Origin of the sequence: Micromonospora sp. DT228 (assembly GCF_049841595.1) — a bacterium.
In the GTDB taxonomy this organism is placed as follows: Bacteria; Actinomycetota; Actinomycetes; order Mycobacteriales; family Micromonosporaceae; genus Micromonospora.
This window is the reverse complement of record NZ_JBNCKO010000020.1, coordinates 110647-126932: the sequence shown is the minus strand read 5'-3', so window position 1 is coordinate 126932 and position 16286 is coordinate 110647. Positions and strand designations below refer to the sequence as shown.

The window sequence follows — 16286 nt, the reverse complement described above, 5'->3', positions numbered from 1 at the left end:
GAATTCGCCGGCCGCAACGACCACCAAGTCAAAATCGGCGGCTACCGCATCGAACTCGGCGACATCGAACACGCCCTGGTGGGTCACCCCGACGTGGATGCCGCCGTGGCGATCGCCACCGGCGACCGCCACCACCGCCGCCTCGCCGCGTACATCGTCGCCGGCCCGGAGCACGTCGGCGATCCGGACCTCGTCGACGCGGTGCGCGCGCATGCCGCGACCCTGCTGCCGCCGTACATGATTCCCAGCACCATCACCGTCCTGGACGCCCTGCCGCTCAGCGCGAACGGCAAGGTCGACCGCAACAACCTGCCCGAACCCGGGGTGGTCGCGGTCGAGCGGGAACGGGGCGAGCTGACACCGCTGGCGGTACGGCTGTGCCAGATCGCGGCGCACGCCATCGGCGTCGACGAGGTCGACCCGTGGGCGAACTTCTTCCAGCTCGGCGGCGACTCGATCATCGGCGTCCGGATCATCACGCAGGTCAACGACCAGGGCATCGACCTGCGGCTCCAGGACCTCTTCGAGGCGCAGTCCATCGTGGACCTGTCCGAGCGGCTGGAGGCGCGCGGCGCCGTGGCGGCGGCTCCGGGCGGCGACGTCGCGGCGACACGCGTGACGCCGTTCCAGCGGCGCCTGCTCGCGGTGGCCGCGCCCGGCCTGCCGGCCGGCGCCCACCGGGTCGACCTCCACGTCGAGGCGGATCTGTGCCTCGACGCCGCCCGTGAGGCGGTCCGCCAGATCATCGGCCGGCACCCGACACTGCGTACCCGCTTCGCGGCGAGCGGCGACGACGGCTGGTGCCAGGCGGCCGTGCCGGCCGACGAGGTATCCGCCCACCTGCCGGTCATCGAGCTCGGCACGTTGCCGGCCGAGGTACGGGCCGAGGCGGTCGCCCAGATGGTCACCGAGATGCGCGAGGAGCTCGACGTCGAGCGCGGCACGGTCTTCACCGCCGCGCTGTTCGACCTCGGCCCCGACGGCCGGGTGCTCACCCTGCTCGCCTCGGAGCTGGTCGTCGACGCGGGCTCGTGGGAGGTCGTGGTCTCCGAGTTCCTGAGCATCACCCAGCAGCTACGCAACGGTGACAGCGTCGTGCTGGCACCGCCCACCGACCCGTTCACCAGGTGGGCCGAGCAGTCCCCGCAGGCGGCCGGCGCCGCGGTCGTGGCCCCGGCCCCGGAGGGGACCCCGCACCAGGCCGTCAGCCAGCTCACCGCCGACGAGACCGAGCGGCTCACCGACGCGACCCGGCGCGGCTACCGGTTGAGCCTGACCGAGACCGCCCTGGCGGCACTCACCCTGGCCACCCGGCGTACCGGCCTGGACGGCCCGCTGCTGGTGGTCAGCGACCGGCGCGACGACGGCACTGTGGACGCCTCCCGCACGGTGGGCGCGATCCTGTCCGTCGCCGAGGTCCCCGGCGCGCTGGGCACCGACGACCTGGCCGCGTTGCTGCCGGCGGTCAAGGAGTGGAATCGCTCCGCCGCCGACGGCGCGTACGGGCCGGCCCGGGTCGCCCTGCACGTGCTGGAACGTTTCGGCGAGCGGTCCCGGTTGGCCCGGCTGCTGCCACCGGGCAACCCGGCGCCCTGGCCCCGCTGGGAGCGGGACAGCCTCGGCGCGGCCGTGCGGCTCACCGTCGTCGACTACGCGGGCGCTCTGCACATCCACTGGAACAGCACCGACCCGGCGGTCGACCTGCCGAGCCTGGCGGACGCCTTCGAGACCGCCCTGCGCGACATCGCCGCGCACAGCCGCGACCTCGGGTCGGGCCAGGTGTCGGCGGGCGACTTCCCGCTGGCCGACCTCGGCACCGACGACCTGGCCGCGGTGCTCAACGACATGGAGGAGGAGCTGTGACGACCACCGAGACGATCGCCCGCCCGGTCACCGCGTTGTCCGAGCGGCACACCGCCTGGCGGGACGCGGTACGCGACTTCGCCGAGACCGAGGTGCGCCCCCTGGTCGGTGAGATGGACGCCGCGTCGGCCCTCGACCCGACGCTGCTGAAGAAGCTGGTGCCGGCCGGCCTGATGGGCATCGAGATCCCCCGTGCGTACGGCGGCGCCGGTCAGGACCTGCTCGCGGTGCTCATCGCGATCGAGGAACTGGCCGCCGTCGACCCGGCCGTCGCCGTCTTCGTCGACGTGCAGAACGCGCTGGTGGCCAGCGCGGTGCTGCGCCACGGCACCGGTGACCAGAAGCGCCGGTACCTGCCCCGGCTGGCGACCGGCCTGGCCGGCGCGTACGCGATCTCCGAGGAGCAGGCCGGCAGCGACGCCTTCGCGCTCACCACTCGCGCCGAGGCCAACGGCCAGGGGTACCTCCTGCACGGGCGCAAGTGCTGGACGACAAGCGCCGCCGAGGCCGGCTTGTTCCTGGTGTTCGCGCGGGTCGACGGCGCGTCCGGCGGGCTTACCGCGTTCCTGGTGGACCGCGACTCGCCGGGGCTGAGCGTCGGCCCGCCCAAGGCCAAGCTCGGCATCCGGGCCAGCTCCACCTGCGACGTGCGACTCGACGGGGTGCCGGTGGGCCGGGAGAACGTGCTGGGCCGGGTGGGCGCCGCCGACCTGCTGGCGATGGAGACGCTGAATGTCGGCAAGCTGGGCATCGCGGCGCAGCTCGTCGGTCTGGCCCGGGGGGCCCTGCACGAGGCGCTCGCCTACGCGCAGCGGCGCGAGCAGTTCGGCGAGGCGATCGTGGCGTACCAGGGGGTGCTGTTCCCCCTCGCCCGGCTCGCCGCGGAGCTGGAGGCGGCCCGGGTCCTGCTCTACGACGCGGTGCGGGTGCTGCACCACGGCACGCCCACCGACCGGTTGCGGGTCAGCGCGATGGCCAAGTACCTGGCGTCGGAGGTGGCCGAGCGCGCCGCCTCGCAGGCGGTGGAGACGTTGGGCGGCAACGGGTTCACCACCGCCCACCCGGTGGAGAAGCTGTACCGGGACGCCAAGGTCGGCAAGATCTACGAGGGCACGTCGAACATCCAGTTCCGGACCATCGGCGCGATCCTGGTCGGTGCGGGCGGTGAGCGGCCGTGGTGAACGCGCTGACGCTCTACTGCCTCCCGTACGCCGGGGGTTCGGCCCGGGTGTTCGCCGACTGGGCCGACAGCCTGCCGCCCGGCGTCACGCTCGACGCGCTCGAACTGCCCGGTCGCGGACTGCGTTTCCACGAGGATCCGGTGGACCGGCTGGAGCCCCTGGTCGCCGAACTGCTGGGCGCGGTGCTGTCCCGGCCCGGGCAGCGCTTCGCGGTGCTCGGCTACAGCTACGGATCGCTGCTCGCCTTCGAGCTGTGCCGGCGGCTGGAGCACTACTACGGGCTGGTCGCCGAGCACCTGTTCGTGGCGGCGATGCGGGCTCCCGGCGTACCCCGGGTCGAACCGCCCGTGTCGGCGCTGCCCGACGACCTGTTCCGCGAACACATCCGTTCCCTCGGCGGTACGCCGCCGGAGGTGCTGGAACACGACGCGCTGATGGAGATCCTGCTGCCGGTGCTGCGGGCCGACTTCACGGTGGTGGACGACTACTCGTACCACGGACTGCCGGTGAGCTGCCCGGTCACGGCGTTCGGCGGGTTCGGCGACGTCGGGGTCGACCCCGACGCGCTCACCGCCTGGACGGGCTGCACCACCGGCCCGTTCGCCCTTGAGATGTTCCCCGGCGACCACTTCTTCCTGCGTACCGCGCGGGACGAGCTGTTGTCGCGCCTGGCCGGCGCGCTAGCCCCGATCGCCGGCCCGACACCGCTACGGAGGCGGGCATGAGCCGTACCAATCTGGACGACGTCTACGAGCTGACCCCGATGCAGCAGGGCATGCTCTACCACCACCTGTACGCGCCGAACGAGGGCTTCTACGTCGAGCAGACCGTGCTCTCCCTCACCGGCAGCCCGGACCAGGAGGCGTTCTGGCGGGCCTGGCAGCTGGTGGTGGACCGCCACCCGGCGCTGCGGACCGCGTTCCGCTGGGACGGCATCGCCAAGCCGGTGCAGGCCGTGCACGCCCGGGCGGCGCTGCCCCGGGAAACCCACGACTGGCGGACCCTGTCGGCCGCCGAGCAGCGTCGTCTCCTCGAGGAGCTGCTGCGCGACGAGCGCCGGCGCGGCTTCGACCTGGAGACCCCACCGATCATGCGGGTCGGGCTGTGCCTGCTGGCCGACGACCGCTTCCAGATCGCGCTGCGCCTGTCGCACCTGGTGGTGGACGGCTGGTCGATCGGCCTGATGATGTCCGACTTCACCGCTGCCTACAAGGCGTACGTCCGCGGCCGGGAGCCGGTGCTGCTGGCGCCGGGCCGTTTCCGCGACTACGTGGCCTGGTGGAAGCGGCAGGATCTGGAGGCGGTGGGGCCGTTCTGGCGCCGCTACCTGGCCGGCTACCAGCCCGCGCCGCTGCGCCTCGACGGGGGCGCGGCCCCGGCCGACGGCCCCGCCTTCGACTGGGTCGACAGGTCCCTCGGTGACCTCGCCGACGAGCTGCGCGGATACTCGCAGCGGCACCGGCTCTCGCTGCACACGCTCGTGCAGGGGGCGTGGACGCTGGTGCTGGGGCGGGCCACCGGCAGCACCGACGTGGCCGTCGGCACCACCTTCGCCCACCGCCCCGCTGACCTGCCCGGCGCGGAGTCGGTGGTCGGCTGCCTGGTCGGGACCGTGCCGGTACGCAGCACGCTGGGCCCGGAACGCCAGGTGGTGCCCTGGCTGCGGGCCATCCAGGACGACATCATCGCGGTCCGGGACAACGCCGCCACCGGGTTGGCCGACATCCAGCGGTGGAGCAGCGCACCGGCCGGCACCGAGCTCTTCGACAGCATCGTCGGCTTCCAGAACATGCCGCTGCCGCCGTTCACGCTCGGCGAGGAGGGGTTGGGCCTGGAGGGCTTCCAACTGCACACCCGCCCGCACACGCCGCTGGTGCTGATGGTGCTTCCGGGCGACGACCTGCCGCTGCACCTCATCCACGACCGTCGGCGCGTCGACCCGGTCTGGGCACGGGCACTTGTCGCGGGCGTGCACGACGTGCTCGCGGCGATCGTGCGGGACGAACCGGCGCGCCTGGGCGACATCCCGGAGGCGGCCGCCCCGGCGCGGCCGTCCACCGACCGGGCGGCGGACCCGACCCCCGCGCCGGTCACCCCCGCGCCGGCCGCCGGGACGGAGACCGAGGCGGCGTTGAGCGCCCTCTTCGCCGACCTGCTCCAGCTGGAGCACGTCGGCCGCGACGACAACCTCGTCGAACTGGGCCTGCACTCGCTGCTCGGCACCCGCGCGGCCAACCGGATCCACGACGAGTGGCGGACCCTGCTGCCGTTGCAGGCGTTGTTCGCCGGGCCGACCGTGGCCCGCCTGGCGGCCCTGATCGAGGCCGGCGGCGTCTCCGACGACCGCGCCCGCGACCCCCGTGGCCACGTCGACGTGCTCCGGGAGGCGGTGCTCGACGAGGACATCACCGGCCGGGAGCCGGTGCGGTGGGCGGCCGAGCCGCGGCGGGTGCTGCTCACCGGCGCCACCGGCTACCTGGGCAGCGCCCTGCTGGAACGGCTGCTGCGCGACACGTCCGCGACGGTGGTGTGCCTGGTCCGTTCGCTGGACCCGGCCGACGGCCGCCGCCGGGTACGGGAGGCGCTGGCCGCCGCCGGTCGCTGGCACGACGCGTTCGACGCCCGGATCGAGGTGCTGCCCGGAAACCTGTCGCAGCCGCGCCTGGGCCTCGCCCCGGACACGTTCGGGGCGCTGGCCGACGACCTCGACGAGATCTACCACCTGGGCGCGGTGGTCAACATCCTCCCGCCCTACCGGCGGGTCCGGCCGACGAACGTCGGCGGCACCCGCGAGGTGCTGCGGCTGGCCACGTCGGGCAGCGCCGGAACCGTCCCCGTGCACTACGTGTCGCCGGCGGAGGTCACCGATCTCGCCGACGCCGAGCGGGCCGGCCGGGAGGTCTTCGTGGACACTCCGCCGCCCCACCTCTACAACGGATACATCCAGTCGCAGTGGGTGGCCGACCGGATCGTCGGGGAGGCGGCGGCACGAGGCGTACCCGTGGTGCTCACCCGGGCGGCCCGGCTGATCGGCAGCCCGGTGAACGGGCGGTGGAAGGTCGGCGACGTGGTCAGTGACATCGTGCGCGGCTGCGTCGCCCTGGGCCTCGTCCCGGACAGCGACATCGCGCTTCCGGTGTCCACCGTCGAGCACGTGGCGGCCGGCATGGCGGCGCTCGCCCGCCGCCGGGACGCCCTCGGTCAGGCGTTCCACCTGACCGCGGCGGCGCCGTTCACCTTCGCCGAGCTGGCCGGCGCGCTGTCCGACCGGGGCTACCAGGCCGTCGGGGTGCCGCTGGAGCAGTGGTACGCCGAACTGGTCCGGCTGTCCCGCCGCGACCCGGACGGCAGGTGGGACCTGGTGCTGTCGGTGCTCGGCCCGTGGGTGCGGGCCAACGCCGACGGGTGGCGCGAACCGCTGTACGACACCAGCCGGGCGCACGCCGTCCTCGGCGACGACGTGCCCGCCCCCGAGGTCGGGCGGGCGTTCATCGGGCAGTGCCTGGACTACTTCGCCGCCATCGGCCACGTGCCCGCCCCCTCCGCGACCGCGACCGCGGACGCCGAGCCGGTGCGGGGGTGAGCACGATGACCGACTCCGGCTGCCTCACCGTCGCCCACGCCTGTCCGGAGCGTCAGGCCCTCGTCACCGACGCCGAGACCGTGACCCACGGCCGGCTCGAGGGCTGGACGCGACAGCTCACCGAAACGCTGCGCGCCCGGGGCGTCGGCCCCGGCACCCTGGTCGGCATCGCCGCCGACGACGACGTCCCGGGGGCGGTGGCCGCGCTGCTGGCCACACTGCGCGTCGGCGCCGCCTACACCCGCCTGGGCGCCAGCGCCGTGCCGGCCGTCGTGCTCACCGCCGACCCGGACGCCCACCCGGCGGGCACCGCAGTGGTCCTGCCGTTCGGCACCGCCCCGACCGATCCGCCCGCGGTCGACGGGCTGCGCGTCGTGCTCGGCGGGGCCGTCGACGACGACGTGCTGGTCGGCGACGACGGCGCGCTGAGCGGGCGGGCGTTGAGCGCGTACCTGCGGTGGGCGCTGCCCGCGTACCCCGCCGCGGGCGGCGTCGCCGTGCTCCCGACGCTGCCGGGCACCGCCGGCGAACTGGCCGCGCTGCTGGTGCCGCTGCTGGCCGGCGGCTGCGTGCAGGTGGGCGAGCTGGAGGACGCCGCCTGGTCCGGTTGGCGGCCCACCTTCGCCAAGCTCACCCCGGCCGACCTGGCGACGCTCACCGCGCTGCCGGACGAGGCGTCGCCCACCGGGGAGCTGGTGCTCACCGGGGGGCGACTGCCGCGCGACGAGGTAGCCCGGTGGCGCCAGCGGCACCCCGGCGCGGCACTGACCTGGGAGTACGCGCCCGTCGAGGGCGGCCTCGGCTGCGCGGCGCTGCGCCTGCCGGCCGGCGCCCCGCTGCCGGACCGGCCGCCGGTGGGGCTGCCACTGCCCGGCACCTCCCTGCGCCTGCTCGACCCCGACCTGCACCCCACACCCGCCGGGGACGTCGGCGAGCTCTACGTCGGCGGCGAGTCCGTTCCGGCCGCCCGGCCCGGCGGCGACCAACCGGCCGACGTGGTGGTGGACCCGTTCGGCACCCGGCTACGGCGCACCGGGGACCTGGGCCGGCGTCGCCCGGAGGGCTGCGTCGACCTGGTGGGCCGCGCGGCCGCCCGGTGCGCCCCACCGGTGCACACCGGCGACGCCGCCGTGGTTCGGGACTGGGAGTCGATCTACGACCAGCTCTACGCGGGAGACGGTGCCGGGCTCGGTGCCGACTTCTCCGGCTGGAACAGCAGTTACACCGGCCAGCCCATCCCGCTCGCCGAGATGCGCGAGTGGCAGCAGGCCACAGTGGACCGCATCCACGCCCTGCGCCCCCAGCGGGTGCTGGAGATCGGCGCCGGCAGCGGGTTGCTGCTGGGTCGGCTGGCGCCGGAGTGCGAAGCGTACTGGGCCACCGACCTGTCCGGCGCGGTGGTGCGGCGCCTGGCCGAGCAGACCGCCGCCCGCCCGGATCTCACCGGACGGGTGGTGCTGCGCCACCAGGCCGCGCACGACGTCACCGGGTTGCCCGCCGCGTCCTTCGACCTGGTGGTGCTCAACTCGGTGGTGCAGTACTTCCCGACCCTCGACTACCTCGACGCCGTCCTGGCCCGCGTCGTGGGGCTGCTGCGCCCCGGTGGCGCGGTGTTCGTCGGCGACGTCCGCAACGCCCGGCTGGCCTTCACCATGCAGGCCGCGGTACGGCTGCTGCGCGCCACCCCCGGCGACGACCCGGCGCAGATCCGCGCCGACGTCACCCGCGCGGTGGCGCTGGACAAGGAGCTGCTTGTGGATCCGGAGTTCTTCGCCGAGGCCCCGGCGCGCCTGGACGGGGTGGCGTGCGTCGATGTCCGGGTCAAGCGGGGTCGGTGCCACAACGAGCTGACCCGGCACCGGTACGACGTGGTGCTGCACACCGCGGCGCCGGCCCGTTCCGGCACTCCCCCGGCGTCCTGCGACCTGGCCGGGTTGCCGGCGGCGCTCGCCGCCGGCGTGCCGGCCGTCCGGGTGACCGGTCTGGCCAACGCCCGCCTCGCCGGTGAGGTGTCCGCGGCGAACGCCCTCGCCACCGGCATGCCCGTCGCGGCCTGTCGACGGCTGCTGGGCCGCGACCACGGCGCCGTCGATCCGGAGGACCTGGCCGCGCTCGGCGAGGACGCCGGCTACGAGGTGACCATCGGCTGGGCCGACGACACCACCGACGGCAGCGTGGACCTGCTGTTCACCAGGTCCCCCGCACCGCTCGTGGACACGGTACTGGTGGCACCGATGCGACGCCGGGCCGTGCCGTGCTGACGCTGGCGCGGCGCTTCGCCGAACAGGTCGCCCGTGACCCGGACGCGGTAGCGGTCATCGACGGGGACCGGGAGCTGCGCTACGGGGAGCTGGCCGCCGCCGCGCGGGAGCTGCGCCGCCAACTCGCCGAGGCCGGGGTGCCCGAGGGCACCCTGGTGGGGCTGCGGATGCCCCGCTGCGCCGAGGTGGTCGTGGCGATCCTCGGCATCCTGGAGCACGGCTGCGGGTACGTGCCGATCGACCCGGCGTATCCCGCGTCCCGGCAGGAGCACATCGTCGGCGACGCCGGGATCGACACGCTGGTGCAGGTGGAGCCGGGCACCGGACGGCCGGTGGTGGTCCGCACCGGCGGGGGCCCGCCGCGGGCGGTGCCGGCCGGCACGGCGTACGTCATCTACACCTCCGGCTCCACCGGTACGCCCAAGGGTGTGGTGGTCGGCGACGCGCACGTGTGCGCGCTGATGGACGCCTGCGCGGAGCGGTTCACGCTGTCCGCCGCCGACGTGTGGACGATGTTCCACTCGCACAGCTTCGACTTCAGTGTCTGGGAGCTGTGGGGCGCGCTGCTGCACGGCGGCCGGGTGGTGGTCGTACCGCCGTGGGTGGCGGCCGATCCGCGTGCGTTCGGCGAGCTGCTCGCCGACGAGGGGGTCACCGTGCTCAGCCAGGTGCCCACCGCGTTCGGGCACCTCGTCGCCGAGCTGGAGGTTCAGCCGGTGCCGCTGCCCGAGCTGCGCTACGTCGTGTTCGGCGGCGAGGCCCTGCACACCGGCGCCGTGCGGGCCTGGCGGGAGCTGGGCGTCGCCCCGGCGGCAACGCTCGTCAACATGTACGGCATCACCGAGACCACGGTGCACGTCACGTTCGTCGCGCTGGACGAGGACGCGGGCGACCTGCCTGGCACGACGCCGATCGGTCGGCCGCTGCCGCACCTGCGGGTCCGCCTGGTCGACGAGCACCTGCGCCCGGTGCCGGTCGGCGAGGCGGGCGAGATGCTGGTGACCGGCGCGTCGGTGTCGCACGGGTATCTGGGGCGTGCGGAGCTGACCGCGCAGCGTTTCGTCACGGTGGACGGGCAGCGGTACTACCGCAGCGGCGACTGGGCGCGGCAGGACGCCGAGGGGCGGCTGCACTACCTGGGTCGCCGCGATCGCCAGGTGCAGTTGCGCGGGTTCCGGGTGGAGCTGGGCGAGCCGGAGGCGGCCATCGCGGCCCATCCGGCGGTGGCCCAGTGCGCGGTGCTCGCCGAGGCCAACCAGCTCGGCGAGCTTCAACTGGTGGCCTACTACGTGCCGCGCGCCGGCGCCGACCTCGCGCCCGAGCAGGTACGGGACCACGTGGCGGGGTGTCTGCCCGCCCACCTGGTGCCGAGCCGGATCCGCCGGATGGCGGCGCTGCCGCGCACCGCCCACGACAAGGTCGACCTGGCGGCGCTTGTCGGCAGGTGACACCCCCGCCGGGCGTGCTCGCCGGGCGTGCTCGCCGGCGTGGTCGGGACACCTGGGCGGCGAGCGCGGCGGGGGCAGGACGCCGACGAGCGGTATGACTCCGAGTCACACCTGACGTGGAGTCATACCGCTCGTCGGCCTCGGCGTCGCGGCACCGTCGGCACTCCGTCGCCGCTTCGCGGCCCTCCCGCCCGTCAGGACGTGCCCGCCGGGACCGCCGGGATCCGCTCGACGGCCACGGGCGCGGCCGACGCGGGCCAGCGGCGGCGGGTCAGCGCGAAGACCGGCGCCGCCGCGAACGTGGTGACCATGGTCATCAGCGCCAGCACGGTGTAGAGCTTCGGGCCGATCAGCCCGGCGCGCAGCGCCACGTCGATCAGCACCAGCTCCATCATGCCGCGGGCGTTGAGCAGCGCGCCGACGGACGCGGACTGCGACCAGCTCAGCCCGGACCAGCGGGCCACCAGCGCGCTCACCCCGCCCTTGCTCAGCACGGCGACCAGCACCACCGCGCCCAGCACCAACCAGCCGCTCGGGTCGAGCAGGGTGTCGGTGACGATGCGCAGGCCGGCGGAGGCGAAGAAGAGTGGCAACAGCAGGGTGGTGGTCAGCGGCGCGATGCGCCCGGTGAGGTGGGCGGTCAGCTCGCGGGGCATGACCATCCCGCAGACGAACGCGCCGAAGACGGCGTGCAGGCCGATCACCTCGGTGGTGGCGGCGCAGGCGGTCAGCAGCACGAGTGCCGCCCCGACGGCGGCCGGGCGCAGCGCGTCGCCGCCCTCGGTCGCCCACCTGGCGTAGCGCCGCAGCAGCGGCCGCAGGGCGACCAGCACCGCGACGTAGGCGAGGCCGCCCGCGACGGCGAGGACGCCGAGGTGGGCGGCGGCGCCGGCGGTCGCCATCAGGCCGGCCAGCATCATCCAGGCCACCGCGTCGTCGGTGGCCGCGCAGGCCAGCGACACGGTGCCCACCGTGGTGCGGGTGGCGCCAGTCTCCTCCAGGATGCGGGCCAGCACGGGGAACGCGGAGACGGCGACGGCGAGACCGAGGAACCACGCCGCCTGCCAGCCGGGGATGTGGGCGCCGAACCAGCCGTCGTCGGACGCGGCGATGCCGAGGGCGCCGCCGGCCAGCGCCAGGCCGAGCAGGCCGCCCACCACCAGCGGCGCGGCCAGGCTGGCGACCGCCGTGGCGGTGGCGGTACGCAGGTGACGGATGGCGCCCGCGCCGTCGAAGGAGAGACCGACCAGGAACATGAACAGGGTCGCGCCGAGCTGGCCGAGCACGTGCAGGATCTGGGACGACGGGTGGGCGACGGTGGCGCCGGCAAGCTCCAGCTCGCGGGGGAAGAGCGCCAGCTGCACCGACGGGGCCAGCAGCCCGAGCGCCAGCGGGCCGAGCGCGAACCCGGCGATCATGTCGGCCACCACCTGCGGCTGACCGAGCCGGCCGAGCAGGGCGCCGGCCAGCCGGCAGGCGCCGAGCACCACGGCCAACTGCACCAACAGATGGGTTGTCAACGCGACGGAACTCGGCACGGTCGCCTCCTTTTAGGCAGTTTTACAACCGGCCCGAACGGGCACCAAATAATAGGTCCACGACCATTTTCTGGACCTATTCCAATGACCGCACCGGTCGGGCGGGAAAGGTGGCTAGGGGGGACCTAGCCACCTGGCTATATCCGGGCGTGACCAGGCCGTCAGCCCACTCGGGTATTTACCGTGATTACCGCCCCGAACCATACTGAGTTCATTGTTCAGCACTTTGGTGGAGTCGAAGGAACCGATCGAAGAATAGAGTTTTCGACAACAGCCGGTTCTATCCACAGGAGGACTGAATGAACCGTATGGAGGCTGCGGCCGAGCGTCACATCCCCGCCGTTGGCGAGGGCGTTCTCGAGCCGCTGGAGCTGGTCGGCGTTGCCGCGCCGGTCCTCACCCCGTTCGCCGTCGGTGTCGCCGTCGGCGCCGGCCTCTACGCGTACCACAAGTGGGGCGGTGCCGAGGAGACCCCGACCGGCTACCGCCTCGACAGCGAGACCGCCGACCAGATGACCGTCTCCGAGCTCGTGCAGAGCCGCCGCCAGGCGGTCACGCGCTAAGCAAGGACCTCGCCACGTGTCCGGGGAGTCGGCGCAGACTCCCCGGCGCGTCGGCGTCGGAAACGGCCTCGGCACCCCATCCACCACCCGATCGACGTTGCAGGAGAAGCCGATGGCCGGTAACGAAGTTGTCCCCGTCGACAAGGCGCTCAAGCAGGTCGAGCAGATCTCATCGCTCGGTCTGGCACTGGCGTCGCTGGAGTTCCTCACGCAGCCGCAGGTCTTCACCGACACCGGCCTGCTGAGCTGGCAGGTCGAGCGGTCCCGGCACAAGCTGACCGCCGGCAAGCTCGGCGACCTGCTGGACTACCTGTTCAAGCCGCCGGGCATCTACCTCATCTACCAGCTCCGCCTCGCCGCGGCGGTCGCGCTGATCAACCCGTACAGCAGCAAGAAGGTACGCGACGTCTCGGTCGCCTACATCGCCGCGACGAACTACCTGCTGCACTTCCGGATCCGCTACGGCACCGACGGCACCGAGCACATGTCGCTGCTGACCTACGCCGCCCTCACCGCGAGCCGGATCTTCTCCGACGACGAGAAGGCGAAGGAGGCCTGCGCCTGGTTCCTGGCCGGCCAGACCAACCTGTCGTACTTCGCCGCCGGGCTGTCCAAGCTGGTCGGTTCGCCGTGGCGCAACGGCATGGCCATGCCGGGCATCTTCCGCACCACCGTGTACGGCGACAAACGCGTCTACGAGCTGCTCAAGTCGCGACCACGGCTCGCCAAGGCCGCCGGCTGGGGTGTGGTGGCCAGCGAGCTGGCGATGCCGCTGATGATGGCCGCCCCCAAGCTGCCCGCGTGGGCCATGCTCGGCATGGGCGGGGGTTTCCACGTCGGCAACGCCGTCTTCATGGGCCTCAACCGGTTCGTGTACTCGTTCGTCGGCACCTACCCGGCCATCGTCCACGTCGCCAAGCACATGTCGGCGAGCGACGTGAACCTGCTCGCCGACTTCTTCCGCAAGCTGCGCCGTGGCTGAGCGGGGCCGGCCGGACCGGAAGGCAGAGCCGGCCGCGCCGCTCGCCGTCGGCCCGCTGCGGGTGACCATACGCCTGCTGCGGCCGCACCGCCTCGGGTTGGCCCTGGCGGTGCTGCTCGGCCTGCTGGGATCCGCCGCCGCGCTGGTGCAGCCGATCGTCATCGGCAAGCTGGTCGGGCAGCTCACGGCGCAGCGCTTCGCGGTGGGCACGCTGCTCGTGCTGATCACGCTGTTCGTCACCGAGGCCGCCCTCGCCGGTTTCCAGTCCTACATCATCGGACGCTCCGGGACCCACGTGGTGCTCGCCGTACGGCGGACCATCGTGACCCGGCTGGTGCGCGCCACCCTGCCGGCGCACTGGCAGCACCGACGCGGCGACCTGTTCACCCGGCTGGTCGCCGACACGTCGCTGCTGCGGACCGCGCTCACCCAGAGCCTGGCCGTGCTCTTCCTGACCGGCATCACGGTGGCCGCCACGGTGGTGCTGATGGCCGTCATCGACCCGGTGCTGAGCCTCACCGCGCTGCTGTGCGTACTGGTCGCCGCCAGCGGCAGCGTGATGCTGGCCCGCCGGATCCGGATCGCCACCGAGGCCACCCAGTCGCGGGTGGGCGAGCTGGGCAGCGACCTGCAACGGGCGCTCGCCGCGGTGACGACAATCAAGCTCAGCCGCGCCGAGCAGCGCGAGGCCGACCGGGTCAACGAGAAGGCCGTCGCCGCGCACGACGCCGGCATGCGCACGGTACGACTCAACGCCCTGCTCGCGCCGACGGCCGACGCCGGCGTGCAGGGCTCGTTCGCGGTGGTCTTCGCGGTCGGCGCGGTGCGGATGGGATCCGGCGCGCTGACCATCGGCGAGTTCGCGACCTTCCTGCTCTACCTGTTCTACCTGATCGCGCCGCTGGTCAGCTTCTTCGCGGCGATGGGTCAGCTCCAGCAGGGGCTCGCCTCGGTGAGCCGGATCGACATGCTGCTGCGCTTCCCGCAGGAGGACGACACCACGGTGCCGTCGGCCCCGGTGTCGCCGGCCGCCCCGGTCACGCCCGCCGCCCGCGCCACGCCGAGCGCGCCGCTGCTGCGGGTACGCGACCTGCACTTCGCCTACCTGCCGGATCGCCCGGTGCTGCGCGGGGTGTCCTTCGACGTGCCCCGGCAGGGCCTGGTGGCGATCGTCGGGCCGTCCGGCTCCGGCAAGTCGACGCTGTTCGGCCTGCTGACCCGGCTCTGGGAACCACCCGCCGGCAGCGTGCTGCTCGACGGCGCCGACGTGCGGGAGATCCCGCTGGACACGCTGCGCAGCCGCATCGGGTTCGTCGAGCAGGAGTCGCGGGTGATGGACGGCAGCATCGAGGAGAACATCCGCTACGCCGACCCGGACGCGCCGGCGGCCCGGGTCGCCGAGGCCGTCGGGCAGGCCAGCCTGACCGAATGGATCGACGCGCTTCCGGACGGGCTTGGCACCCCCGTGGGTGAGGAGGGCCGCACGCTCTCCGGCGGCCAACGGCAGCGGATCGCCATCGCCCGGATGCTGGTGCCCGACCCCGACGTGCTGCTGCTCGACGAGGTGACCTCCCAACTCGACGCCGAGGCCGAGTTCGCGCTGCGGACCGCGGTCGCGGAGATCGCCGAGCGACGGGCGGTGGTGGCCGTGGCCCACCGTCTGTCCACGGTGGTGCGGGCCGATCACATCGTCGTGCTGGAGAACGGCGCCGTACGCGCCCAGGGCACCCACGCCCACCTGCTCGCCACCGACGCGCTCTACGAGCGGCTGGTGCGTACGCAGTTCACCGCGGTGCCGGCGCTGTCGGCGTCCACCGCCTCCTGAGACCGGAGGACCGCCATGCCCACCATGATGCCGCGGATCCTGGCCGCGGGGCTCGGCGTCAGCGCCGTGGCCCTGGCGGCCGGGGCGACCTACCAGGCCGCCGCGACCCGCCGTGACCGCCGCCTGATCCCCGGCCCCGGCAGCGACGTCGACATCGGTGGCCGCACCCTGCGGGTGCACACCACCGGCCTGGGCGAGCAGCCCGGGCCCACCGTCGTGTTCGAGAGCGGAATGGCCACCCCACTGGAGCTGTGGGCGTGGATCCAGGAGGGGGTGGCCGGGTTCGCGCCCACCGTCGCCTACGACCGCGCCGGGATCGGCCGTAGCGCGCCGGGCCCGCTGCCGCGTACCGCCGAGTGCACGACCGACGACCTGGAGGCCCTGCTCGATGCGGTGGGCGCCCAGCCGCCGTACGTGCTTGTCGCCCACTCGTACGGCGGCCTGCTGGTGCGGCACTTCGCCGAGCGGCACCCGGAGCAGGTGGCCGGCCTGGTCCTCGCCGACGTCGCGCATCCGGAGGAACTGGTGCGCTCGCAGCGTCAGCGCGTCGGCCTGCCGTTCGTGGAGCAGTACCTGCGCGACTCGATGTGGCAGAGCACCATCGGGATGATCCGGCTCAACCCGCACAGTGACAGGCGTTTCCGCATCGACGGCCTGCCCGAGAAGGCGCGCCTGTCGGCGAAGGCGGCCTTCTGCACGCGGCAGATGTGGCACGGCTCGTACGCCGAGTTCGAGGCGTGGCAGAGCGACGTCAACGCCGAGGTACGCGACGCGAAGCTGCCGCCGCAGTGCCGGCTGTACGTGCTGACGGCCGGCGCCACCGTCACCGGCGACCCGGTGCACCTGCAGTTGCAGGAGGAGCTGGCCCGGCTCTCCGACGACGCGGTGCACGAGATCGTCGACGAGGTCGAGCACATCGAGCTGATCACCCACGAGGAGCCGGCGGCACGGGTGGTCGCCGCGGTGCAGAACGTCGTCCGGGCCGTCCGGGAGCAGCGGGCGCTGCACCCGGCGGACCACAAGTCCGGAAAGGAGCGGTGAT

General features: G+C 73.7%; 11 protein-coding genes. 10 read left to right on the top strand and 1 reads right to left on the bottom strand.

What is annotated here, in order from left to right; translation table 11 throughout:
* The 6 genes from ACLQ29_RS30430 to ACLQ29_RS30405 form a co-directional block, all read left to right on the top strand.
* Window positions 1-1863: condensation domain-containing protein (locus ACLQ29_RS30430; protein WP_425774831.1), on the top strand; the 1863-nt coding region annotated here is incomplete at its 5' end.
* A complete protein-coding gene (locus tag ACLQ29_RS30425) occupies window positions 1860-3044 on the top strand; it encodes an acyl-CoA dehydrogenase family protein (protein ID WP_393368263.1) in 1185 nt (394 codons plus the stop codon). The genes ACLQ29_RS30430 and ACLQ29_RS30425, both read left to right, overlap by 4 nt.
* Window positions 3038-3769 (top strand): thioesterase II family protein, encoded by a 732-nt coding sequence (locus tag ACLQ29_RS30420; protein ID WP_425774830.1) that lies wholly within the window; start codon window positions 3038-3040, stop codon window positions 3767-3769. Before ACLQ29_RS30425 ends, ACLQ29_RS30420 begins: the two co-directional genes overlap by 7 nt.
* Window positions 3766-6627 (top strand): thioester reductase domain-containing protein, encoded by a 2862-nt coding sequence (locus ACLQ29_RS30415; protein WP_425774829.1) that lies wholly within the window; start codon window positions 3766-3768, stop codon window positions 6625-6627. The genes ACLQ29_RS30420 and ACLQ29_RS30415 overlap by 4 nt, the downstream gene beginning before the upstream one ends.
* Before the next feature lie 5 nt (window positions 6628-6632).
* The gene (locus tag ACLQ29_RS30410; RefSeq protein ID WP_425774835.1) at window positions 6633-8888 is read left to right on the top strand and encodes an AMP-binding protein; all 2256 of its coding nucleotides are present in this window, start codon (window positions 6633-6635) and stop codon (window positions 8886-8888) included.
* Window positions 8882-10336: an amino acid adenylation domain-containing protein gene (locus tag ACLQ29_RS30405; RefSeq protein WP_425774828.1), complete on the top strand. Its 1455-nt coding sequence runs from the start codon at window positions 8882-8884 to the stop codon at window positions 10334-10336. The genes ACLQ29_RS30410 and ACLQ29_RS30405 overlap by 7 nt, the downstream gene beginning before the upstream one ends.
* Window positions 10337-10530: 194 nt before the next feature.
* On the opposite strand, the gene ACLQ29_RS30400 is transcribed toward ACLQ29_RS30405, so the two are convergent.
* Window positions 10531-11874, bottom strand: coding sequence for a cation:proton antiporter (locus ACLQ29_RS30400; RefSeq protein ID WP_425774827.1), 1344 nt, complete (start codon window positions 11872-11874; stop codon window positions 10531-10533).
* A 299-nt stretch (window positions 11875-12173) separates the two neighbouring features.
* Between ACLQ29_RS30400 and ACLQ29_RS30395 the strand changes: the two genes are divergently transcribed.
* Genes ACLQ29_RS30395 through ACLQ29_RS30380 form a run of 4 tightly spaced genes read left to right on the top strand, consistent with a single transcriptional unit; the run spans window position 12174 to window position 16285 of the window.
* Entirely contained in the window at window positions 12174-12437 is a 264-nt protein-coding gene (locus ACLQ29_RS30395) for a hypothetical protein (RefSeq protein WP_393368254.1), read from the top strand.
* A gap of 16 nt (window positions 12438-12453) precedes the next feature.
* Window positions 12454-13419 carry a hypothetical protein gene (locus ACLQ29_RS30390; protein ID WP_425774826.1) on the top strand — a complete coding sequence of 322 codons (966 nt, stop codon included), beginning with the start codon at window positions 12454-12456 and terminating at the stop codon, window positions 13417-13419.
* Window positions 13412-15244 carry an ABC transporter ATP-binding protein gene (locus tag ACLQ29_RS30385; RefSeq protein WP_425774825.1) on the top strand — a complete coding sequence of 611 codons (1833 nt, stop codon included), beginning with the start codon at window positions 13412-13414 and terminating at the stop codon, window positions 15242-15244. The genes ACLQ29_RS30390 and ACLQ29_RS30385 overlap by 8 nt, the downstream gene beginning before the upstream one ends.
* 15 nt (window positions 15245-15259) lie before the next feature.
* Window positions 15260-16285 carry an alpha/beta hydrolase gene (locus tag ACLQ29_RS30380; protein WP_425774824.1) on the top strand — a complete coding sequence of 342 codons (1026 nt, stop codon included), beginning with the start codon at window positions 15260-15262 and terminating at the stop codon, window positions 16283-16285.
* Window position 16286: the final 1 nt, after the last annotated feature.